Genomic DNA, 22472 nt, shown 5'->3' with positions numbered 1-22472 from the left:
TTAAAATTAAATATTCTGTCCATTAATTGTGCTAAAAATTAGCTGTTATTTTTCTCTCGAACTTTTTTATACAATTTGTAACCTACCATTAATAATATCGAGAATGCTATAATTCCAACAACTCCAAAAATCCAATTGAGAGCATTTTTTAAAATTACTAAAAAAACCACTGCAAAAAGAATAATAGTTGCGCCTTCGTTCCAAATTCTAAAGAAACTTGAGGAATGCTTTACCTCATTATTTTGTAATTGTCTGAATATTTGATGGCATTTTAAATGATACAAATACAACAAAAAAACAAAAGCTAGTTTTACATGCATCCAAGGTTGGGCTAACCAAACCCTTCCTACTTCTGTAAAAAACAACATCCAAAAAGCAAAAATACTGGTTAAAACAGCGCTTGGCCAAGTTATGATATACCACAAACGATATTGCATTAATTGGTATTGCTTGATTAAAATATCTTGCTCAGGTTGCGGTTTTTGCTTGGCTTCGGCATGATAAACAAATAAACGAACAATGTAAAACAAGCCAGCAAACCAAGTGACTACAAAGATTAAATGCAACGATTTTATGTAATTGTAAAATTCCATGTTTTATTGATTTTGAAATGCCCATTGATCAATCCAGCGGCTCATGGTTTTTACCCAATCTTCATTATCGTTCAAACAAGGAATGGATAAGAAATGTTCGCCTCCATTTTCTTCAAAGCTTTCTGCAGCTTCCATTCCAATTTCTTCCAAAGTTTCCAAACAATCCGATACAAAAGCAGGCGTAACTACAGCTAAATTTTTAATTCCTTTCTTTGCTAAACCATCAATTGTGGCATCGGTGTAAGGTTGTAACCAAGGATCACGACCCAATCGAGATTGAAAAGAGGTGCTATATTTTCCTTCTTCCAAACCTAAAAATTCGGCTACTTGTTTGGTAGTTTCATAACATTGATGACGATAACAGAATTCATGTGCTTTTGATGGCGTATTACAACAACTTCCATCTATTTTACAATGCGATTTTGTTACATCTGATTTTCTAATGTGACGCTCTGGAACACCATGATACGAAAACAATAAATAATCCGATTTAAAATTATCTAAAGCCGATTTGATAGAATTGGATAAATCACGAATATAATCCGGTTTATTATAAAAAGCGGGAAGTATCGTGAATTTCATATTTGGAAACTGCTTTTTTCGAATTTCCTCTGCTAAAACCAAGATAGTTTCTGTAGTAGCCATCGCAAATTGCGGATATAATGGCACTAATAAAACCTCATCTACTCCCTGATTGTGCAATTGTTGTAAACCAAATTCGATACTTGGATTTCCATAACGCATTGCTAAACCTACAGGAATACTCACTTGCTCTTGAACTTTATTTTGTAATCGTTTCGATAATACAATCAAGGGCGAACCTTCTTCCCACCAAATTTTTTTATATGCTTTGGCTGATTTTTTTGGACGTGTATTTAAGATAATTCCTTTCACTAACAGAACTCTTGCCAAATAAGGAAGATCAATTACACGTTCGTCCATTAAGAATTCATCTAAATATTTTCTAACATCTTTTGGTTCAGGGCTATCCGGCGAACCTAAATTAACTAATAGTACTCCTTTTTTCATTTTCTTTTTTTTATAAAAGTAATCAATCTCCCTTTTTAGGAAAATTTTAAATACGTTTTTTATTTATGATGCGATTTGTAAAATCAATTGAATTATTCAATATTGGCATTTAAGTTCATCAAATATTTTTTAGGTGTTGTTCCAAATTTTTTCTTAAAAGCTGCAATAAAATGACTTCCTGTACTGTAACCAATTTTTAAACCTACTTCATTCACGTTGTAAGAACCGCTGTCTAACAATTGACGAGCATAATCCATTTTGTAGTCGAATAGAAATCCGTAAACAGTATCACCATAAATTTGTTTAAATCCCATTTTTAATTTTTTCAAACTTAATCCCACTTGCTCTGACAAAACTTCTAAAGTAGGTGGTTCTGCCATATTGGCAATCATAATTTCTTTAGCTTTTTTGATTTTTAGAACGTTTTCTTCATCAATCAAAAACGGACATTGTTCTGCATTTGGATCTTCGGAACGATTGAAATACAAACTCAACAACTCATAGCCTTTTCCTTTGTAATATAAATTCTTGATGAATGAATTTAGGTTATAATGAAAAATTTGACTCAAAACAATAGCCATAGACGGACTAATATCGTTTTCTTTGTAATACTTCTTATCCTTATTTTCTTCACTTAAAAACGGAATATTTTCCGCTTCAGAAGAGAACAATCCATGAAATTTTTTAATGGAAATAATTACTGAAATCACCCATGTATGGGGTGCTAATTCGAGATGAATTGGCAATTCTTTTTGTGGATTATAAAATAAAAGGGATTTCTCTTCTTTTAAATCTAAGGCATAATTTCCCTGATTGAAAACAAATTTTCCTTTTCCTTTAAGTCCAAAATGAAACTGAATAAGGCCCTGATTAACAGAACGTTCTACTACAACTGTTTCATTAGTATCGTTTTGAAAACGCAACAAAATAAAGTCGTTTTCAATTTTTATTTCTTCTTGAGAACCCATAGCGGTATTTTTTCGTATATGATCTAACAAATACACTAGTTGTTATTTAGAATTATTCTATATAGCGCGTTAATTAAAGCTTGAATTTAGTACAAATTTAGGAGAAATATTGCAATCTAGAACAAATGATATCAAAATAACTTTGAGCGACATAAAAAGTACTTTTAGCGTTGTTTTTATAAAATAGTATCATTTAATTTTGTTAAACTTTTAGGGAAGAGTATATCATATGGAAAACAATACATTCGCAAAGCATCCAACTTTCTATGCAGTGGGTTTGAGTTACAAAAAAGCAGATGCTGAAATGAGAGGAAAATTTAGCTTAGATGATCAAGCGAAGGCTAGCCTATTGCACCAAGCAAAAGCTGAAGGTATTGATAGTTTAGTTGTAACCTCTACATGTAATAGAACCGAAATTTATGGTTTTGCCCAACATCCTTTTCAGCTAATTAAATTATTGTGCGAGAACAGCCAAGGAACGGTTGAAGATTTTCAAAAAGTTGCTTTTGTTTACAAAAATAGTGAAGCTATCAATCACATGTTCCGTGTAGGAACAGGTTTAGACAGTCAAATTTTAGGTGATTTTGAAATTATCAGTCAATTAAAAAATGCATTTGTTAAGAGTAAAGAATTAAACCTAGTGAATGCTTTTTTAGAACGATTAGTGAATGCCGTAATCCAAGCAAGCAAAAAAATTAAAAACGAAACCGAAATTTCTTCAGGAGCTACTTCGGTATCTTTTGCTTCGGTTCAATACATTTTCAAAAATGTGGAAGACATTGCTGCTAAGAACATTTTGCTTTTCGGAACAGGAAAAATCGGAAGAAATACTTGTGAAAACCTTGTAAAACATACAAAACACGAGCAAATCACATTAATCAACAGAACCAAAGAAAAGGCTGAAAAATTGGCAAAAAAATTGGATGTCATTGTTAAAGATTATGCTGATTTACAATTAGAACTTCAAAAAGCTGACGTATTAGTTGTGGCAACTGGAGCACAAAATCCTACAGTTGACAAAACGATTTTGAACCTAAAAAAACCACTATTAATTTTAGATTTATCGATTCCGAAAAACGTAAACGAAAATGTAAAAGAAATTGAAGGGGTTACTTTAGTGCACATGGATGAACTTTCGCAGATTACGGATGAAACTTTGGAAAACAGAAAAAAACACATTCCTGCAGCTGAAGCCATCATCGAAGAGATTAAAGACGAATTTATGGCTTGGACCAAACAGCGTAAATTTGCACCAACTATACATGCTTTAAAAGCAAAACTGAATACAATTAAAGAAGGAGAATTAAATTTTCAACGTAAAAAATTGGCCAATTTCGATGAAGAACAAGCCGAATTAATTACAGCAAGAATCATCCAGAAAATCACCAATCATTTTGCCAATCATTTAAAAGATGAAGAAACGATGGTAGACGAAAGTATCGAATGGATTGAAAAGATTTTCCAATTAGAAACGGTTTCAAAATAATGAGCAAAACCATCCGAATAGGAACTCGTGATAGCGAATTAGCCCTTTGGCAAGCACACACAGTACAAAAAAAACTTAACGGTTTAGGTTACAAAACAGAAATTATAGCTGTAAAATCTCAAGGTGATATTATTCTAGATAAACCTTTATACGAACTAGGAATTACCGGAATTTTTACCAAAACCTTAGACATAGCCATGATAAACGGTCAGGTAGATATTGCAGTGCATTCTATGAAAGATGTACCAACAGCTTTACCTATCGGAATTGTGCAAGCAGCAGTTTTGGAACGTGCTAACACCGTAGATCTTTTAATTCATAAAGGCAATTTAGATTTTCTAAATTCTTATGGAACTATTGCTACAGGTAGTTTACGTAGACAGGCACAGTGGTTACATAAATATCCTAATCACAAAGTAGTGGATTTACGTGGAAATGTAAACACACGTATGCAAAAACTACAGGACAACGAGTGGAATGGTGCTGTTTTTGCAGCAGCTGGTTTAGAAAGAATTAATTTAAAACCGGATACTTATATTAATTTAGATTGGATGATTCCTGCACCTGCGCAAGGTGCTATGATGGTTGTGGCTATGGCAGATGATGCTTTTTCATTAGAAGCCTTGTCCGAATTAAATCATGTAGAAACAGAAATCTGTACTTACATAGAAAGACAATTTTTGAGAACCTTAGAAGGAGGCTGTACAGCGCCTATTGGAGCACTTGCTTCCTATAATGAAAACACGGATGAAATTCATTTTCAAGGTGCATTATTTTCAATTGACGGGAAACAAAAATTAGTTGTAGAACGAAAATATGATATTTCCGAATGGAAAAAATTAGGTTTCAATGCTGCAAAAGAAATTTTAGAAAACGGGGGAACCGAACTAATGGCAGAAATTAAAACACAACTAAAAAAATAAAGTGGCAAAAGAAATCGGGGTCATATCAACTAAAAAATTGGCTGTAAACCAGAAACAGTTTTTGTTAAATGCTGGTTTTAAGGTTATGGATGAAGATTTTATTAGCATTAATCCGATACCATATGAAATAGATGACGCCAATGATATTTTGATTTTTACGAGTCAAAATACCGTTCAAAATATTCTTAAACACAAAGACAAATTAATATTAAAACCGGTACTTTGTGTTGGAGATAAAACAAAACAAATGCTGATCAATCATGGTTTTACGGTTTTAAATGCCCAACCTGAAGCTAGTGAATTGATCAAAATTATAGACGATGCATATCTTGATAAAAGTTTTACCTTTTTCTGTGGAACTTCTCGATTAAACACTATTCCTGATTTTCTTAAAGAGAAAAAACTAAAACATAAAATCATCGAAGTATATGAAACAATAGAAACACCCATTACTATTCAATCGAAAATGGATAGCATTTTATTTTTTAGTCCATCAGGCGTTTCTAGTTATGTAAAAGACAATTCTATTATTGATGAAATTTGTTTTTGTATCGGAAATACCACAGCAAAAGCAGTTGAAAAGTATTCAAAAAATATTGTAATCGCTAATCAACCTACAGTTGAAAATGTGATTATCCAATGCATAAATTATTATAAAGCTAATAGCTAAAAAAGATGATAAAAAACGATTTATTTTTACGAGCATTAAAAGGAGAAACTGTTGAACGTCCACCTGTTTGGATGATGCGTCAAGCTGGAAGATATTTACCAGAGTTCAGAGCATTACGCGATAAATATGATTTTTTCACCCGTTGCGAAACTCCAGAATTAGCTGCTGAAATTACAGTGCAACCTATCCGAATTGTAAAACCAGATGCGGCTATTTTGTTCTCGGATATTTTGGTAGTACCAAGAGCGATGGGAATTCACGTAGAATTAAAAGACAATTTAGGTCCGATAATTCCAAATCCGATTCGCACAATGGAACAAGTAAACCAGGTTTTTGTTCCGAACATTCACGAAACCTTAGGATACGTTATGGATGCAATAAAACTAACGAAAGAAATGTTGAACGAGGAAGTGCCATTAATTGGTTTCGCTGGTTCGCCATGGACGATTTTCTGTTATGCTGTAGAAGGAAAAGGTTCTAAAAGTTTTGATACAGCCAAAGGATTTTGTTTTTCAAATCCAGTTGCAGCACACTTATTATTACAAAAAATCACCGATACCACAATTTTATATTTAAAAGAAAAAGTAAAAGCAGGTTGTAATGCAATTCAGATTTTTGACTCTTGGGGCGGAATGCTTTCTCCAGTAGATTATCAAGAATTTTCATGGCAATACATCAACCAAATTGTAGAAGCATTAGCCGAAGAAACAGAAGTAATCGTTTTTGGAAAAGGATGTTGGTTCGCTTTAAACGAAATGTCAAAATCAAAAGCATCAGCTTTAGGAGTGGATTGGACATGCTCACCAAGAAACGCTCGCTATTTAACCAGTGGTGACATCACATTACAAGGAAATTTCGACCCAAGTCGTTTGTTATCTCCAATCCCAACCATCAAAAAAATGGTACACGAAATGATTGACGAATTCGGAAAAGACAAATACATAGTAAACTTAGGTCACGGTATTTTACCAAATATTCCTGTGGACCATGCTAAGGCGTTTGTGGAAGCAGTGAAGGAGTATCAAAAGTAAGCGGTCTCAGTTTCAGTTTACTGATAAACTGCGACTGAATACTGCGACTGAATACTGATTAATATGAAAAATAAATTCTACACTTACATACTAAACCTACAAGATCAAATCTGTAAAGGCTTAGAAGACATAGACGGTGGCACTAAATTTCGTGAAGATATTTGGGAACGACCAGAAGGTGGCGGCGGTCGCACACGTGTTATTGAAAATGGTAACGTTTTTGAAAAAGGTGGTGTGAACATTTCAGCCGTTCATGGCAAATTACCCGATACGATGCAAAAAATGTTCGGATTAGGCGAAGCTGATTTCTTTGCTTGTGGATTAAGTTTAGTAATTCATCCGAAAAACCCAATGGTACCAACCGTTCATGCCAATTGGCGTTATTTCGAAATGTATGATGAAAATGCCAACATCATCAACCAATGGTTTGGTGGCGGACAAGATTTAACACCATACTATTTGTTTGAAGAAGATGCGAAACATTTTCACCAAACTTGTAAAAATGCTTGCGACAAACATAACTCTGAATTTTATCCAAACTATAAAAAGAAATGCGATGAGTATTTCTGGAACGCACATCGTAATGAAGCGCGCGGAATTGGCGGATTGTTTTTCGATTATTTGAAAGAAACCGAAACCATGAAAATGGAAGATTGGTACAATTTTGTAACTGAAGTTGGGAATTCATTCTTGCAAGCGTATGTTCCAATTGTAGAAAGAAGAAAAGATTTACCTTATACAGATGCGCAACGCACTTGGCAAGAAATTCGCCGTGGTCGTTATGTAGAATTCAATTTAGTTCACGATAAAGGCACCCTTTTCGGACTAAAAACCAACGGAAGAATCGAGAGTATCTTAATGAGTTTACCACCTCATGTGCAATGGATATATGACCATCATCCAGAAGCTGGTAGTGAGGAGGAAAAATTATTAAAAGTATTAGAAAACCCAGTTGAATGGGTAATTTCTTAATACGCTTTACTTATAGAAATTATTACAAAATATTTTAAAAGTCTAACTATGAAAGCTAAATTATCATTTTTGCTACTCCTAGTTTCCTTCTTTTCTTTTTCTCAAATTGAAGAAAGCAAATTAGATGAATTAATTCAAAATACTTTAAAAACTTTCGATGTTCCTGGAATTTCTGTCGGAATTGTGAAGGATGGAAAAGTAGTTTATTCCAAAGGTTTTGGTGTGCGCTCTTTAATTACAAATCAAGCAATGACGGATGAAACTTTAGTTGGAATCGCTTCTAATTCAAAAGGATTTACTGCCACGGCTTTAGCAATATTAGCCGATGAAGGAAAATTAAATTTCGATGATAAAGTTTCTAAATATATTCCAGAATTTCAAATGCACGATGCTTATGTTTCGCAAGAAGTAACTATCAAAGATTTGATTACGCACAGAGCAGGATTGGGTTTAGGACAAGGAGATTTAATGTTTTTCCCAGAAGGTGGAAATCTTACTGTAAATGACATTATTCACAATGTTAGATATTTAAAGCCTGAAAATTCGTATAGAAATACATTGGATTATAATAACATTATGTTCATTGTTGCAGGCGAAGTAATTCACAGAGTTTCCGGATTAACTTGGGCTGAATTTATAGAACAAAAAATCATGCAACCTGTTGGTATGACTTCAAGTTATGGAAGTTATAACCGAGCAAAAGCAGCTAATGTTAAGAATATTATTGATGCACACGCTCCCGTTGATGGAAAAGTAGTTGCTGTGCCACACGATTGGAATGAAACCGGAAATGCTGCGGGTGGAATCATCAGTAATATTAAGGATATGAACATTTGGGCAGAATTCTTGATGAATGGTTTTACTACGAAAGACGGAAAAAAATTAGTTACAGATACACAAATTTTTCAATTATGGAATCTTCAAATTGCTACACCAGTTGCTTTGAAAAACCCATACGATTCGAACTTTAATGGTTATGGATTAGGCTGGTTTTTAACCGATGTAAAAGGGCATAAACAAGTTTATCATACTGGCGGATTAATCGGAACAGTGACGCAATTTACTTTAATTCCAGATATGAAATTAGGAATTATAGTTTTGACGAATCAACAAAGTGGTGCTGCATTTAATGTAATTACTAATACGATTAAAGATGCCTATCTAGGTCTTGAAGATAGAAATTGGTTGAAGAATTTCAGTGAAAGAATGGCAAAAGTTAACGCTAAATATGACAAAGAAAAACTAGACGTTTTCACTAAATCAGAAGCTTTCAAAAAGGAAAAGAAAAGTCAAATAAAAAGCGAACAAATTACAGGAACTTATACTGACTTATGGTTTGGGGATGTTACAATTGCATTAGAAGGAAAAAAATTACGCCTTTCTTGTGTAAATTCACCACGATTAAAAGGAGAATTGATTCCTTATTCACCAAATGTTATGGTGATTAAATGGGATGATAGAAGTTATGATGCTGATGCTTTTGTAAATTTTCAAATGGATGAAAATGGAAAAGCTCAAGGAATGAAGTTAAAACCAATTTCGGGTGTAACTGATTTTAGTTTTGATTTTGAAGATTTAGATTTACTGAAAAAGAAATAAAAATAACGCTCAATTTGAGCAAAAAAAATAAAGAATATGTTTCCAATACACAGAGGTCGTCGTTTAAGAGTAAACGAATCTATAAGAAGTTTAGTTCGCGAAACCAGCTTGAGTCCGGCTGATTTTATGTTTCCAATGTTTATTATGGAAGGAGAAAACACAAAAGTGGAAATTCCTTCTATGCCAGGCATTTTCCGTCGTACTTTAGATTTAACGGTGGAAGAAGTGAAAGAATTATTCGCTTTAGGAATTCGTGCTGTAAACATTTATGTAAAAGTTAGCGATGATTTAAAAGACAATACCGGAAAAGAAGCTTGGAACGATAATGGTTTGATGCAAAGAGCCATTCGTGCTATAAAAGCGGCTTGCCCTGAAATGATTATAATGCCCGATGTGGCTTTAGACCCGTATTCGATTTATGGCCATGATGGTATCATTGAAAAAGGTGATGTAGCAAATGACGCCACTAATGATGCTTTGGTTAAAATGGCGGTTTCACATGCACAAGCTGGTGCCGATTTTGTGGCTCCTAGTGATATGATGGATGGTCGTGTTTTACGTTTACGTCAAGGTTTAGATGCTGCTGGATTTCACAATGTGGGAATTATGAGTTATTCGGCTAAATATGCTTCAGCTTTTTATGGTCCGTTTCGTGATGCTTTGGATTCGGCTCCAAAAGATGCGGATGTAGAAGTACCAAAAGATAAAAAAACCTATCAAATGGATTACGCCAATCGAATAGAAGCCGTTAAAGAAGCACTTTGGGATGTGGAAGAAGGTGCCGATATGGTCATGGTAAAACCAGGAATTGCTTATTTAGATATCGTTCGTGAAGTGAAAAATGCTGTTGATGTTCCGGTAACGGTTTTCCATGTTTCAGGAGAATATGCGATGATTAAGGCTGCTTCAGAAAGAGGTTGGTTAGACCATGATAAAATAATGATGGAACAATTAATGTGTATCAAAAGAGCGGGCGCTAGCTTGATTTCGACTTATTTTGCGAAAGAAGCGGCTATTTTATTAAACAAGTAATTTTAAAATGAAACAGATAGTAAAATCAATAGTTGTTTTTGCATTAGCGATTTCTGTAACAAATTGTGGTGATAAAAAAGAAACTGATAAATACGGAAATGCTGTTGAAGAAAATACAGAAACAACAACTGAAACTTCGGTTGATCCATTATTAGCAAAAGGGCAAGAACTTTTCGAAGGAAAAGGAACGTGTACCGCATGTCATAAACCCGATGCAAAAGTTGTTGGTCCTTCCATAAAAGAAATTGCTAAAATTTACAAAGAAAAAGAAGCTAGCATCGCAGCATTCATTAACGAAGAAAGCAAGCCAATTGTTGACCCATCACAATACGACACCATGAAAACCAACTTTGCCATTACAAAAGCAATGACGGCTGAAGAACGCAAAGCCTTAGAAGTATATATGATGAGTTTCGAGTAAGATTACTCAACCACCAATTTAAAGCCCACGCGCGGAATGTTTTCAATTCTCACGTGGGTTTCTTCTTTTATGATTTTTCGCAATCTCGAAATAAAAACATCCAAACTTCTGCCAAGAAAATAATCATCGCTTCCCCATAATTCCATTAAGATTTTTTCGCGTTTTAAAACGGTATTCGGGTTGTCTAAAAATAGTTTTAAAAGTGAGGCTTCTCGCTCGGTTAACGTTATGTTTTGGCTTTCATTTTTTAATAAATAATTCTCAGGTTCAAATTGAAAACTTCCAAAAGTATATTGTTTTTGGACCAAATTATCGGTCGACTTTTGACTTCGATTTAAGAAAATTTCGATTTTTAAAATCAATTCTTCAATCGAATACGGTTTTACTAAATAATCGTCGGCACCCAATTTCAGACCTTTAATTCGGTCTTCTTTCATGGTTTTTGCGGAAAGAAAAATAATCGGAATTTCCTTGTTGCGCTTTCTGATTTCGGTAGCCATTTCAAATCCATCCATATCGGGCAACATAATATCTAAAACACACAAATCGAAAGACTCTTTGCAAAACAATTGAAAAGCTTCTTTCCCATTGGCGCAATGTGTTACATCAAAATGTTGCTCTAAATTATCAGCAGTTAAAAACGCTAAGGTTTCGTCGTCTTCAACATACAAAATGCGCTTTTTACTCATAATCGTTTTTGTTTATTTGGATGGTTATAGTGATTCCTTTTTCTTCGTTGTTTTTAGCTTCGACTTTCCATTTATGCCATTCGCAAACGCGCTTCACATAAGAAAGTCCGATTCCAAAACCTTCAATATCTTTATTGTCTTCTCTTGCTACACGATAGAATTTATCAAACACAAATGGCAAATCACTTTCAGGAATTCCACTTCCGTTATCAGTAAATTTTAAAGTCAATCCTTTCGAATTTTCTTTTAATTGAATTTTAATTTCTGGATTTTGACCTGAATATTTTACTGCGTTATCCAAAATATTGTAAATCAAGTTATAAAAATGAAATTCGTCGGCTTCAATTACATAATTTCGCTCTAACTGAATGTCAATATTAATTTCTTTTTGATGTTTTAAAAATATATTTTCTCTTACCAATTCTAACAACACCTTCAAATCTACTTTTGATTTTTCAATTTCAATTTGCTTGCTTTCCGTTTTTGCAACATATAAAATTTTCTCGATATGTTGGTTCAGTTTATTACTTTGATTGATAATAATTTGCATGTACTTTGACAATCTTGGGTTGTCGATAATTTCCTTTTGAGTACTGGCATAATTAGAAGCAATCAGAATGGAAGCTAAAGGGGTTTTAAATTCATGCGTCATGTTATTAATAAAATCTTTTTGCAAATCGGTATATCGTTTTTGCTTTAACATCAATAAAACGGAATACACATATATAATTAAAACCAAGAACAAAACGCCTGTAAAAATCCAATATTGGGATAAACTTTTGAAATACGTTTTTTCAATATTCGGAAATCTTACTGCAAAATAATATGTTAAATCTGAATTTTTAGGAAAACATTCTTCACAAAATTTGGAGGGCTCTTTTCCATTTGCTGAAACATAATTTCCATACACCATTGCATCTGAACTACAATCATAAATAGCATATTCATAATTGAGTTCTAATTTTACTTTATCAAATTCACTTTTCAAATACTGTTCTAAAACTGTATTTTCAAAAACATCATTTACATTAACGATATAATAATCATCCGATACTCTTTTAATAGGGTTACTTATAGGAAGCTCCTTTCTATTGTCTTTGTAAATTTTATTAACTACATCCTGAAGTGCGAAGTGAATTTTATCTTCAATATCTTTCTTTTCAAAACTATACGCTTGACTAAGCAAAAAAAGTTGCATGATAATTACTCCAACAATTGCTAAAAACCCAGCAAAAATTACGGTATTGAATTTGTTTATTTTCATAAAATAATATTGCATGCCCTCATTAACATGTCATTAACAATCATTAGAGTATAATTAACAAGAGTCTTTTAAAACTTTTTTAGTTTTGTAATACAAATTTAAAATAACTAAAATATTATAAAGTATGAAATCTATTAAATTTTCAATTTTAGCTTTATTCATTGCAAGCTTTTCATTTGCTCAAAGTAAAGAAGGAAAAGTAGAAAATTCTAAACCAGCTCAAATGGTAACTGCTGAAGTAAAAACTCCAGCTACTCCAAAACAGTCTACAATTAAATGGGATCAAGAAATACATGACTTTGGTGATATTGAAAAAGGAAAACCAGTTACTTATGAATTTTCTTTTACTAACAATACAAAAGAAACTGTTTTAATTACTAATGTTAGACCTGCTTGTGGTTGTACTGCTGCAAATTATACTAAAACTCCTATCAAACCAGGAGAAAAAGGTATGGTAGCTGCTACTTTTAATGCAGCTTCACCTGGTATGTTCCAAAAATCAGTTACTATTACTACAACTGAAAATGGATCTGAAGCCGTTAAAACATTATCTTTTAAAGGTAAAGTTTTAGATAACACTGCTAATTAAACCAAAAAAATTATTAATTCAGCTTTTTACATCTTATTAAACCACCTATTACAGGTGGTTTTTTTATATTTTAAGAATGGAAACCATCAACATACTCTCACCACTTGGAATTATTAAAATTACAGGCGATGTTAAGGGAATTTCAAAAATTCATATAGTAGATCAACCTATAGAAATAACTAATGAAATTCCTGAAATATTTAAGATTGCTGTATCTGAACTTCAAGAATATTTTGATGGAAAAAGAACTAAATTTACTTTTAAAATAAATCCAATAGGAACAGAATTTCAGAAAAAAATTTGGCAAGAATTAATAAATATTCCCTTCGGAAAAACTTGTTCCTATATAGAATTATCCAAAAAGATAGGTGATGCAAAAGCCATTAGAGCTGTAGCGGCAGCTAATGGAAAAAATCCGCTTTGGATTGTTATTCCTTGCCATCGAGTTATAGGCACCAATGGTTCACTTACAGGTTACGCAGGTGGCCTATGGCGCAAAAAATGGCTTTTAGAACATGAGAATCCTAGTAAACAAGAAAGTTTGTTTTAGTTTTTTTTAAAATTTAATCACTTTTTGCTACTTTTATAACACAATCTTATAAAAATAGCTCATGAAATTTCTTGTAAAATTCTTCAAATGGATTGCCATCTTTTTGGTTAGCATTATTATTTTAACATATATTTTCAACGTTGATTATCTTTTGCGTGCTGTAAGAACCATTTATTTTAAAGGTTACACAACAGCATATTTAGAAGACTATAAAGAATTCCCAAACAGAGAAATTAAAAAAGGATTATCCCAACCTTGGGCTATTGCTGATGATTACAATACCATTCCGGCTACTGAAACACTACAAAAAACACACAAAGAATTACAAACCATTGCTTATTTAATCATTAAGAACGACAGTATTTGGCATGAAAGCTATTTAGATGGATTTGACAAGAATTCTAAAACTAACTCTTTTTCCATGGCAAAAAGTGTTGTAACTATGGCTATGGGAAAAGCTATCATGGAGGGAAAAATGAAAAGTTTAGATCAAAAAGTAACCGACTATTTTCCTGAACTAAAAGGTAAATATGCCAAGGAAGTTACTATCGGCGATTTATCTTCTATGGCTTCTGGATTAAGTTGGGAAGAGGAATATTACAGTCCCTTTTCAATTTTAACAAGAGCTTATTTTGATGATAATTTAAAAGACATTATCCTTGATTTAGATATCATTGAAAAACCAGGCCAGTCGTTTAAATATTTAAGTGGTGCCACCCAATTATTAGCTATGTGTGTAGAAAAAGCCACTGGCGAACATTTATCGGATTATGTTTCAAAACACTTTTGGCAACCTATGGGCGCAGAAAACGAAGCGCTTTGGCAATTAGACGAAGCTCCTGATGGAATTGAAAAAGCCTATTGCTGTATTGCAAGTAATGCAAGGGATTTTGCTCGTTTTGGAAAACTATATCTAAATAATGGAAAATGGAATGGGCATCAATTATTAGATAGTGCTTTTGTAAAAAAATGCATCACACCACGTTTCGAAAAAAGTCCAGAATATGGTTACGGGTGGTGGATGCACGAAATTAAAGGAAAGAAACTTTTTTATATGCGCGGTCATTTAGGACAATTTGTAATCGTAATTCCTGAGGATGATTTAATCATTGTTAGATTAGGACATTTAAAAGGACTTCAAACTAAAACAGACCCACATAGTAACGATTTATATATTTATGTTGAAGAAACTTATAAAATGTTAGCCCAAAATAATAAGAAAAAATAATATCACATTAATTCTAACAATAGCTACTCTTATGATTGAAAAAATTAATTTAAACAACATTCTATTTCTCGATATTGAAACAGTTCCTGAATACCAAAGTTATCGCGGATTAGATTTAGAAACTCAACAACTTTGGGAACAAAAAACACAGTACCAACGAAAAGATGAAGTTTCCGCAGAAGACTTTTATGAACGAGCTGGAATTTGGGCTGAATTCGGAAAAATCATTACCATCTCTGTGGGATATTTTGTAAACAAAGCTGACATTCGAAACTTTCGCGTGACTAGTTTTTGGGGCGATGAAAAGAAAATTTTACAAGATTTTTCTAATTTGTTAGAAACTCATTTTAACGGTGCCCAACACCTATTGTGTGGTCATAACGCCAAAGAATTTGATATTCCTTTCATTGCTCGACGTATGATTATCAATGGAATTGCACTTCCAAACAAACTGAATTTATTTGGCAAAAAACCATGGGAAGTTCCGCATTTGGACACATTAGAATTATGGAAATTTGGAGATTACAAACACTTTACCTCTCTAAAATTACTAACAAAAGTTCTTGGAATTCCCTCTCCAAAAGACGACATTGATGGTAGTGAAGTCGCTCATGTGTATTACGTAGAAAATGATATTGATAGAATTATTAAATATTGCGAAAAGGATGTAATAGCCGTAGCACAAATTTTTCTAAGATTAAGACGCGAAGATTTGTTGGTCGAAGATGAAATAATTCATGTATAAAAAAAGGGAGCTCAAAAGCTCCCTTTTTTACATTATATTGTACTGATTATTTGTTAATCACAACCTTTTTAGTTGTTTTTGCATTTCCATTTTGGATACTTAACATATAAATTCCATCTGATAGATTTTCTACATTTAATGTTTCAAAAGTATTAGAAGAAACTTTTGTAACCACTTTTCTACCTTGAACATCAAATAATTCGTATGTAGTATCACCTGTTACATTTCCTGCTAAATCAATATTAACTACTCCTTTTGATGGATTAGGATAAACTTGTAATGAACTTAAAACATTATCGTTAGTGCCTAATGAAGCCGTAAGAGCACATATTTCTATTGAAACGCCAGTGATAACTCCTCCATCTCCATTATATGGATCTTCTACTAATAAAGTCCAAGTACCATCTGCAGGTAATCCAATTAAACTACTTAAAGGGTCTACTGGGGCAATATTACCACTTATTGCTGGTACACTTGAACAAGCAGGAGCGATTCCTGAATCTACAAATTTACAATTAATATCATCTTCACTACCACATGCTGATTCTAATAATCTAATCACAGGACTTCCTATTGAAGCTGGCCCTTGTAATGTAATTGTCATGTCTTGAACATAAGTGTGGGTCATTTGAAGGTTTACTTTTACTTCCCCAATAGTTAAACCTCCTGTTACAACAATAGGAACACTCGCAGATGAATTTGCTACATCTGGTAAAATAGCATTGGAAAAATCAGTAGCAGTAAATATATTACCACATGTAACAATTCCTGTTCTAAATGAGAATACTGGTACATTACTAGCTGTAGCTGCACCACATCGGTTTGAAGGTATTACTCTCCAATAATATACCGTATCCTGATTAAGTCCTGATACAATATTGTTACTTGAAGTTGTTGTTTGATTAACTACAAAACTAGAAAAAGTAGGATTTAATGATACTTGAACTATTTGACTTTCTACATTTGAATTGGATTGCCAATCTAAATTTACAATTGTAGAAGTACCACTGAAACCATTTGATGGATACACAGGAACAGATGCATCAAAAGTTGAACTATAAATTTTTAACACTTTAGTTCTAGCTTCAGACTCAATACCATTATTTGCAATAATACCAACATTATATATCCCTGGTAATACTGAAGATAAATTTGAAATGGTCATTGTTACAGTACCATTTGCATTTAAACTCGTTGGAGTTATGGTTACATTAGCACCAGCAGGAATCCCTGTAGGAGTAAAAGTTGAAGTACCTGATCCCGATTGTTTATAATTAAAAGTATATGTAGCTGTTTGATTACTACACAACTCAACGTTTTCTGAGTTTGAAATAAGAGCTATATCAGATGAAATCCCTGTTACCACTAAAGAAAAATCTTGTTTTCCTGTAACTAGATTACCTTTGTGCGTTACAGTAATTACATAATTTCCTGCTTCAGGATTTTGAATTCGAACTACCTCAATATTATCAACATTATTGTCACCATTATTTAAAGCAGGAGAAGTTGGATCATTTACATCTAATCTCCATGGATAAAAAGGTAATCCATCTTTTGTAACTCTGATATCTAAGTCATTAATTAGAGATCTAAATGGATCATTTGGAGTAAGTCTTTGGCCATTGTTTGCTTCGCCAGGTAAATCTGTCCAAGAAATAGAAGCAACTAACGGATTATTTGGCCCTCCAGCAGAAACAACATTTATAGTAAAAGTTTGTCCTTGAATTAATTGTTCCTCAGAAACCCAAGATGTAAGTCCATTATTTGACAATGTTTCTGCTGCTTTTTTTGCGTTTAACAGACCCCATCCAAAAACAGGATCTGGTCCAACTGGCCCAGCATCATCTGCTGTATGACATACTAAACCTTTTAAAGTTGCAGCTCTCATAAAGCTATTTGTCAAATTTTTTGAATGTTGTTGTAACAACAATAAAGTACCTGTAACATTCGGTGATGCCATCGAAGTTCCTGTCATATTAGCAGTAGAGGTATCTGAACTAATACCTAATGAATTAACTGATGTACCATTACCAGTAATATCCGGCTTTATTCGTCTGTCATCAGTTGGCCCTTGACTACTTGAACCATTTATAGCTACACTTGCTAAAGTTCCATCAGGATTTATTGCAGCGTCTTGTGCATTAGCAACTGTTAATACGTTTTTTGCTACTTTATCACCTACTAACTTATCATAACCTAGAGCAATAGGTGTAGTATTAGCATCACCTCCATTATTACCAGCCGAAAAAACAGGAAGATAATAAGGCGCATTATAAGCAATTTCATCCCATGCTCTTGAAGCATCAACATATGAACCCACATACCATGCTGGCAAAGTATTCCCATTGCTAATTAATGGTACTCCATAGGAATGGTTAGAAACCAACATCCCAAGTGCAACCTCAGAGACAGCCTCAGATTCATCATTAGTCCAGTTAAAAGTTCTAGCACTAGCTTGAAAAGCCATACCTTTAATACTTCTTGAAGCTATTGACCAACTATTAGCTATAACAGTACCTGTAACATGGGTACCATGGTCAGTGTAAGTTGTTCCTGAAGGATCATCAACTGTAGTAACCCTACTAGTAGTTGTTCCAAAACCTTTATGTCCTCGGTAAACAGTACCACCATCCCAAACTCTAGCTACCATATTTTGTCCATCTAAATTTAGTCCTAACTGACCTCCTGTGTTCAAGTAATTTGTTCGAGTTGATATGGCAGCATTTTGATTATCCGTGGAATAATAAATTGGATAACCATCCGGAGTTAGCTTCATTAGTTCTTGGAAACCACCTCCTTCTTTTTTAATAAAAATAGGCCAGCCATTTCTTTCAGCAGCTTCGTATGCTTCTTTTTTTTCAAGAATTTCTTTTTTTTCTAAAGAAATTCTCAATTCATTAATTTTTTTTAAATCATAATTCTTAATAATTTTCTCAACATCTTCTTTGGTTTGTGCAGATGCAAAAACAAATGAAAAAACTGAAAAAATCAAAAGTATTTTTCTAACATTCATATTGTTATAGGTTTGGTTTATATACATTTTACAAATATATAACTATTTATTAATTCTAATAATTTTTTAAATATCCTTTGAAATAATTTAATATTTGTTGAATTAATTTGATTTATATTACATTTACGAAAAAATAGCGCTTTATGGTTTTAAGTAGATTTTGGTTGGTAATTTTTATATCGTCTATCTTTTTTATTGTATTCGGATTGTTTTCATCTCAATATTATTCTATTGATTATGTCTTGAATGGAAAACAAGGCGAACCCCTTTTAATAGGTGAAAAATATTTGAAAGAAGTACCTCAATTTGTACAAGATAGCTTGCAAAAAGCGGAAGACAAAACATTCATTATTAATAAAAATGAAAAGGATGCAGATACTACCTATATTTACAACAATCAAACTGTAAAAATCTACAGCGGAAAACAAAAAGCCGATGGTTTACTCCCTATGACCAAAAGTAGTTTATTCGATTTAATTCTGCCTTTAATTGCTTATTTATCCTTTTTCTGCGGAATAATGGAACTACTTATCATTTCAGGAGCTTCAGAAAGATTAGCTAAGAAATTAAGTCCATTATTTGCGAAAGTTTTTCCTTCGATTCCTAGAAACCACGAGTCGATTTCTTACATGACATTGAATTTTTCCGCTAACTTTTTAGGTTTGGATTCAGCTGCAACTCCGTTTGGATTAAAAGCAATGCAAAGTTTACAAGAATTAAATCCAGACAAAGATAGAGCCAGTGATGCCCAAATCATGTTTATGTGTTTGCATGCAGCGGGTTTAACTTTAATTCCAACCTCCATCATTGGTTACCGTGCGGCGGAAAATGCTGTCAATCCAGCGGATGTAATGTTGCCTTGTATTATTACATCGTTCATTGGAACAATTGCTGCTTTTATTTTAGTTGGAATTAAACAAAAAATCAACTTCAAAAGCGCTTCTTTATTAGCGGCATTAATGGGAGTTATTGGTGCGATTGTGGGATTATTATTTTACGTAAACAGTTTAGATTTAATCGGAAAAAACTACTTTACTTCTAACCTTTCGGGATTGTTATTAATACTAATCATTGGTGGGACTTTGATATTTTCTTTCGTTCAAGAAAAGAAATTCGTTGAACAAAAAACAACCATTTTCGACACTTTTGTAGCGGGAGCTAATAACGGATTAAAAACTGGAGTTACCATTTTCCCTTACGTAATGGGAATGTTAGTTGCGATTTCGTTATTTAGAAACAGTGGCTTGTTTGAAATTATTGCCAACGGAATTTCCTTTTTATTTGCACATCTTGGCGTAGCTAAAGAAATTACCGATTCGCTTCCTGTTGCCATGTTGCGCCCTTTTAGTTCTGGTGGTTCACGAGGATTTATGATTGATGCGATGAAGCAATTTGGACCTGATTCTTTAACCGGAAGATTAAGCTGTATTTTTCAATGTAGTGCCGAAACGACTTTCTATGTAATTGCGGTTTATTTTGGAAGTATCAACGTAAAAAATACGCGTTACACATTAGGAATGATGCTTTTAGTGGATTTAATCTGTGTGATTACAGCTATTTTTGTGGCGAGTTGGTTTTTTTAGGAGATGAATAAAATGCTTAAATATACTTCGATATTACTGATTCTAATCAGTTTTGTTTCATTTTACAAAACATATCAAGAATATAAAATATTAAATTCTGGCAACAAAGTCATTATTAGCGTTTTCTCAGTACCTATTTCGTGTAGCGAATCTTCTAAAATCTCCAAAGCTTATTTTACTTTTTACTTTAACGAAAAGAAACAAAGTAAAAGATTAGAAGGCCGTTGCTCAATAAATGTTGGAGATAAAATCAATCTAATTACTAATGAAACAAAAGATGTTTTCCTCTTTGAAGATGAAGATATTCATTTTGAATTTTTAGCCAGTTTACTGTTTTTTGTTGTTGGTGTTTATTGTTATAATAAGTCAAATAAAAATCTATAAAAATCATATATCTCTATTAACCAAAATTCATTTTTTCATTCCCATCAAAAATCCGTAACTTTACCTTTCAAAACATACACACAATGGACTTTTTATATCAAGACCCGTATCCAATTTTAAAAGACGATACACACTACAAAAAATTAACTTCCGATTACGTAAAAGTTGAGCAACTTGGCGACAGAGAAATCTTAGTGGTTGACCCAAAAGGATTAGAACTATTGGCTCAAGAAGCTATGGACGACGTTTCGTTTATGTTGCGTTCGGCACATTTACAAAAATTAAGAAACATTATTGAAGATCCAGAAGCAACAGACAACGACCGTTTTGTGGCTTATAATTTATTGCAAAATGCTGCTGTAGCTGTGGAAGGTCAATTGCCTTCTTGCCAAGATACCGGAACTGCGATTGTAGTTGCTAAAAAAGGTGAAAACGTGTACACAGGAGTTGATGATGGCGAATGGCTGTCAAAAGGAATTTACAATACATACCAAAATAAAAATCTTCGTTATTCGCAAATTGTTCCGATTTCGATGTTTGAAGAAAAAAACTCAGGTTCTAATTTACCTGCGCAAATTGATATTTATGCGAAAAAAGGAACATCGTATGAGTTCTTATTTTTAACAAAAGGTGGTGGTTCGGCGAACAAAACGTTTTTATATCAAAAAACTAAATCGTTATTAAATGAAAAATCGTTAGACGAATTTGTTCGTGAGCGTATTATGGATTTAGGAACAGCAGCTTGTCCTCCATATCACTTGGCTATCGTTATCGGCGGAACTTCTGCGGAAGCAAACTTAGCAGCTGTGAAAAAAGCATCAGCAGGTTATTATGACCATTTACCAACTTCTGGAAACATGGCAGGTCAAGCGTTTCGAGATTTGGAATGGGAAAAGAGAGTGCAAATCATTTGTCAAGAAAGTCAAATTGGAGCCCAATTTGGTGGAAAATATTTAACACATGATGTTCGTGTCATTCGTTTGCCACGTCACGCGGCTTCTTGTCCGGTAGGAATGGGAGTTTCTTGTTCGGCAGATAGAAATATCAAAGGAAAAATCACGAAAGATGGAATTTTCTTAGAACAATTGGAAACCAATCCAGCACAGTTTTTACCTGAAACAGCACCCCATTTAGAACCAGCGGTAGAAATTGATTTGAATAGACCAATGAAAGAAGTATTGGCAGAATTATCAAAATATCCAATCAAAACGCGTTTGAAATTAAACGGAACTTTAATTGTGGCTCGTGATATTGCGCATGCCAAAATCAAAGAATTATTAGACGCTGGAAAACCAATGCCAGAGTATTTCAAAAATCACCCAGTATATTACGCAGGTCCAGCAAAAACTCCAGACGGAATGCCTTCAGGAAGTTTTGGACCAACCACTGCAGGAAGAATGGACGTTTATGTAGACGAATTCCAAGCAGCTGGCGGAAGCATGATTATGTTAGCCAAAGGAAACCGAAGCAAAGACGTCATGAACGCTTGTAAAAAACACGGCGGATTCTATTTAGGTTCGATTGGTGGTCCTGCTGCGATTTTAGCGAAAGAAAACATCTTATCGGTTGAAGTAGTAGATTTCCCAGAATTAGGAATGGAAGCGGTAAGAAAAATCGAAGTAAAAGATTTCCCAGCGTTTATTATTACGGATGATAAAGGGAATGATTTCTTTATGAATCTTTAGTTGAAGAAAATAGAGATT

At 33.3% G+C, this 22472-nt stretch carries 21 protein-coding genes; 15 read left to right on the top strand and 6 right to left on the bottom strand.

The window, feature by feature from the left end; all coding sequences use genetic code 11:
• Positions 1 to 38: 38 nt before the first annotated feature.
• From NAT47_RS03865 to NAT47_RS03855, 3 genes are all read right to left on the bottom strand, one after another.
• Positions 39 to 593 (bottom strand): CopD family protein, encoded by a 555-nt coding sequence (locus tag NAT47_RS03865; RefSeq protein WP_250580458.1) that lies wholly within the window; start codon positions 591 to 593, stop codon positions 39 to 41.
• Positions 594 to 596: 3 nt separating this feature from the next.
• Positions 597 to 1622 carry a ferrochelatase gene (gene hemH, locus NAT47_RS03860; RefSeq protein WP_250580456.1) on the bottom strand — a complete coding sequence of 342 codons (1026 nt, stop codon included), beginning with the start codon at positions 1620 to 1622 and terminating at the stop codon, positions 597 to 599.
• Positions 1623 to 1714: 92 nt separating this feature from the next.
• On the bottom strand, positions 1715 to 2590 hold the full coding sequence (locus NAT47_RS03855) for a helix-turn-helix transcriptional regulator (protein WP_250580734.1): 876 nt from the start codon (positions 2588 to 2590) through the stop codon (positions 1715 to 1717).
• Between the two features lie 229 nt (positions 2591 to 2819).
• Between NAT47_RS03855 and hemA the strand changes: the two genes are divergently transcribed.
• From hemA to NAT47_RS03815, 8 genes are all read left to right on the top strand, one after another.
• Positions 2820 to 4076, top strand: a complete 1257-nt coding sequence (hemA, locus tag NAT47_RS03850) for a glutamyl-tRNA reductase (RefSeq protein WP_250580449.1) — start codon at positions 2820 to 2822, stop codon at positions 4074 to 4076.
• A complete protein-coding gene (gene hemC / locus NAT47_RS03845) occupies positions 4076 to 4999 on the top strand; it encodes a hydroxymethylbilane synthase (RefSeq protein ID WP_250580441.1) in 924 nt (307 codons plus the stop codon). The genes hemA and hemC overlap by 1 nt, the downstream gene beginning before the upstream one ends.
• Before the next feature lies 1 nt (position 5000).
• Positions 5001 to 5669 carry a uroporphyrinogen-III synthase gene (locus NAT47_RS03840; protein ID WP_250580439.1) on the top strand — a complete coding sequence of 223 codons (669 nt, stop codon included), beginning with the start codon at positions 5001 to 5003 and terminating at the stop codon, positions 5667 to 5669.
• A gap of 5 nt (positions 5670 to 5674) precedes the next feature.
• Positions 5675 to 6700 carry a uroporphyrinogen decarboxylase gene (gene hemE / locus NAT47_RS03835; RefSeq protein WP_250580437.1) on the top strand — a complete coding sequence of 342 codons (1026 nt, stop codon included), beginning with the start codon at positions 5675 to 5677 and terminating at the stop codon, positions 6698 to 6700.
• A 63-nt stretch (positions 6701 to 6763) separates the two neighbouring features.
• Positions 6764 to 7672 carry an oxygen-dependent coproporphyrinogen oxidase gene (gene hemF / locus NAT47_RS03830; RefSeq protein WP_250580436.1) on the top strand — a complete coding sequence of 303 codons (909 nt, stop codon included), beginning with the start codon at positions 6764 to 6766 and terminating at the stop codon, positions 7670 to 7672.
• A gap of 48 nt (positions 7673 to 7720) precedes the next feature.
• Complete coding sequence (locus NAT47_RS03825; protein WP_250580435.1) at positions 7721 to 9271, top strand: serine hydrolase; 1551 nt, start codon at positions 7721 to 7723, stop codon at positions 9269 to 9271.
• 36 nt (positions 9272 to 9307) lie between these two features.
• Complete coding sequence (gene hemB, locus NAT47_RS03820) at positions 9308 to 10303, top strand: porphobilinogen synthase (RefSeq protein WP_250580434.1); 996 nt, start codon at positions 9308 to 9310, stop codon at positions 10301 to 10303.
• 7 nt (positions 10304 to 10310) lie between these two features.
• Positions 10311 to 10724 (top strand): c-type cytochrome, encoded by a 414-nt coding sequence (locus NAT47_RS03815; protein ID WP_250580433.1) that lies wholly within the window; start codon positions 10311 to 10313, stop codon positions 10722 to 10724.
• 2 nt (positions 10725 to 10726) lie between these two features.
• Here the strand turns inward: NAT47_RS03815 and NAT47_RS03810 are convergent, their stop codons facing one another.
• Both NAT47_RS03810 and NAT47_RS03805 read right to left on the bottom strand, forming a co-directional pair.
• Positions 10727 to 11413: a response regulator transcription factor gene (locus NAT47_RS03810; RefSeq protein WP_250580432.1), complete on the bottom strand. Its 687-nt coding sequence runs from the start codon at positions 11411 to 11413 to the stop codon at positions 10727 to 10729.
• Positions 11406 to 12677 (bottom strand): sensor histidine kinase, encoded by a 1272-nt coding sequence (locus NAT47_RS03805; protein WP_250580431.1) that lies wholly within the window; start codon positions 12675 to 12677, stop codon positions 11406 to 11408. The genes NAT47_RS03810 and NAT47_RS03805 overlap by 8 nt, the downstream gene beginning before the upstream one ends.
• A gap of 124 nt (positions 12678 to 12801) precedes the next feature.
• Between NAT47_RS03805 and NAT47_RS03800 the strand changes: the two genes are divergently transcribed.
• The 4 genes from NAT47_RS03800 (at position 12802) to NAT47_RS03785 (ending at position 15789) form a co-directional block, all read left to right on the top strand.
• A complete protein-coding gene (locus NAT47_RS03800; protein WP_250580429.1) occupies positions 12802 to 13266 on the top strand; it encodes a DUF1573 domain-containing protein in 465 nt (154 codons plus the stop codon).
• A 76-nt stretch (positions 13267 to 13342) separates the two neighbouring features.
• Positions 13343 to 13816, top strand: a complete 474-nt coding sequence (locus tag NAT47_RS03795) for a methylated-DNA--[protein]-cysteine S-methyltransferase (RefSeq protein ID WP_250580427.1) — start codon at positions 13343 to 13345, stop codon at positions 13814 to 13816.
• Positions 13817 to 13877: 61 nt separating this feature from the next.
• Positions 13878 to 15044 carry a serine hydrolase domain-containing protein gene (locus tag NAT47_RS03790; RefSeq protein ID WP_250580426.1) on the top strand — a complete coding sequence of 389 codons (1167 nt, stop codon included), beginning with the start codon at positions 13878 to 13880 and terminating at the stop codon, positions 15042 to 15044.
• Positions 15045 to 15075: 31 nt separating this feature from the next.
• On the top strand, positions 15076 to 15789 hold the full coding sequence (locus NAT47_RS03785) for a 3'-5' exonuclease (RefSeq protein WP_250580425.1): 714 nt from the start codon (positions 15076 to 15078) through the stop codon (positions 15787 to 15789).
• Positions 15790 to 15835: 46 nt separating this feature from the next.
• On the opposite strand, the gene NAT47_RS03780 is transcribed toward NAT47_RS03785, so the two are convergent.
• Positions 15836 to 18802, bottom strand: coding sequence for a S8 family serine peptidase (locus NAT47_RS03780; protein ID WP_250580423.1), 2967 nt, complete (start codon positions 18800 to 18802; stop codon positions 15836 to 15838).
• A 143-nt stretch (positions 18803 to 18945) separates the two neighbouring features.
• Here NAT47_RS03780 and NAT47_RS03775 point away from each other — a divergent pair, with 143 nt between their 5' ends.
• The 3 genes from NAT47_RS03775 to NAT47_RS03765 all read left to right on the top strand — a co-directional run bounded on the left by NAT47_RS03775 (position 18946) and on the right by NAT47_RS03765 (position 22454).
• Entirely contained in the window at positions 18946 to 20385 is a 1440-nt protein-coding gene (locus NAT47_RS03775) for a nucleoside recognition domain-containing protein (RefSeq protein ID WP_250580422.1), read from the top strand.
• A 12-nt stretch (positions 20386 to 20397) separates the two neighbouring features.
• Positions 20398 to 20769, top strand: a complete 372-nt coding sequence (locus NAT47_RS03770; RefSeq protein ID WP_250580418.1) for a hypothetical protein — start codon at positions 20398 to 20400, stop codon at positions 20767 to 20769.
• An 83-nt stretch (positions 20770 to 20852) separates the two neighbouring features.
• Complete coding sequence (locus NAT47_RS03765; protein ID WP_250580415.1) at positions 20853 to 22454, top strand: fumarate hydratase; 1602 nt, start codon at positions 20853 to 20855, stop codon at positions 22452 to 22454.
• Positions 22455 to 22472: the final 18 nt, after the last annotated feature.

The organism is Flavobacterium fragile, assembly GCF_023634865.1.
GTDB classification, from domain to species: Bacteria; Bacteroidota; Bacteroidia; order Flavobacteriales; family Flavobacteriaceae; genus Flavobacterium; species Flavobacterium fragile.
Note: the sequence above shows the minus strand (reverse complement) of the source record. Positions and strands in the feature narration are given on the sequence as shown.

What these genes read in the sequence shown, in the direction of transcription:
- NAT47_RS03865 (WP_250580458.1), bottom strand. Translation starts at nt 593, where the DNA reads ATGGAATTTTACAATTACATAAAATCGTTGCATTTAATCTTTGTAGTC.
- hemH (WP_250580456.1), bottom strand. Translation starts at nt 1,622, where the DNA reads ATGAAAAAAGGAGTACTATTAGTTAATTTAGGTTCGCCGGATAGCCCT.
- NAT47_RS03855 (WP_250580734.1), bottom strand. Translation starts at nt 2,590, where the DNA reads ATGGGTTCTCAAGAAGAAATAAAAATTGAAAACGACTTTATTTTGTTG.
- hemA (WP_250580449.1), top strand. Translation starts at nt 2,820, where the DNA reads ATGGAAAACAATACATTCGCAAAGCATCCAACTTTCTATGCAGTGGGT.
- hemC (WP_250580441.1), top strand. Translation starts at nt 4,076, where the DNA reads ATGAGCAAAACCATCCGAATAGGAACTCGTGATAGCGAATTAGCCCTT.
- hemE (WP_250580437.1), top strand. Translation starts at nt 5,675, where the DNA reads ATGATAAAAAACGATTTATTTTTACGAGCATTAAAAGGAGAAACTGTT.
- hemF (WP_250580436.1), top strand. Translation starts at nt 6,764, where the DNA reads ATGAAAAATAAATTCTACACTTACATACTAAACCTACAAGATCAAATC.
- NAT47_RS03825 (WP_250580435.1), top strand. Translation starts at nt 7,721, where the DNA reads ATGAAAGCTAAATTATCATTTTTGCTACTCCTAGTTTCCTTCTTTTCT.
- hemB (WP_250580434.1), top strand. Translation starts at nt 9,308, where the DNA reads ATGTTTCCAATACACAGAGGTCGTCGTTTAAGAGTAAACGAATCTATA.
- NAT47_RS03815 (WP_250580433.1), top strand. Translation starts at nt 10,311, where the DNA reads ATGAAACAGATAGTAAAATCAATAGTTGTTTTTGCATTAGCGATTTCT.
- NAT47_RS03810 (WP_250580432.1), bottom strand. Translation starts at nt 11,413, where the DNA reads ATGAGTAAAAAGCGCATTTTGTATGTTGAAGACGACGAAACCTTAGCG.
- NAT47_RS03805 (WP_250580431.1), bottom strand. Translation starts at nt 12,677, where the DNA reads ATGAAAATAAACAAATTCAATACCGTAATTTTTGCTGGGTTTTTAGCA.
- NAT47_RS03800 (WP_250580429.1), top strand. Translation starts at nt 12,802, where the DNA reads ATGAAATCTATTAAATTTTCAATTTTAGCTTTATTCATTGCAAGCTTT.
- NAT47_RS03795 (WP_250580427.1), top strand. Translation starts at nt 13,343, where the DNA reads ATGGAAACCATCAACATACTCTCACCACTTGGAATTATTAAAATTACA.
- NAT47_RS03790 (WP_250580426.1), top strand. Translation starts at nt 13,878, where the DNA reads ATGAAATTTCTTGTAAAATTCTTCAAATGGATTGCCATCTTTTTGGTT.
- NAT47_RS03785 (WP_250580425.1), top strand. Translation starts at nt 15,076, where the DNA reads ATGATTGAAAAAATTAATTTAAACAACATTCTATTTCTCGATATTGAA.
- NAT47_RS03780 (WP_250580423.1), bottom strand. Translation starts at nt 18,802, where the DNA reads ATGAATGTTAGAAAAATACTTTTGATTTTTTCAGTTTTTTCATTTGTT.
- NAT47_RS03775 (WP_250580422.1), top strand. Translation starts at nt 18,946, where the DNA reads ATGGTTTTAAGTAGATTTTGGTTGGTAATTTTTATATCGTCTATCTTT.
- NAT47_RS03770 (WP_250580418.1), top strand. Translation starts at nt 20,398, where the DNA reads ATGCTTAAATATACTTCGATATTACTGATTCTAATCAGTTTTGTTTCA.
- NAT47_RS03765 (WP_250580415.1), top strand. Translation starts at nt 20,853, where the DNA reads ATGGACTTTTTATATCAAGACCCGTATCCAATTTTAAAAGACGATACA.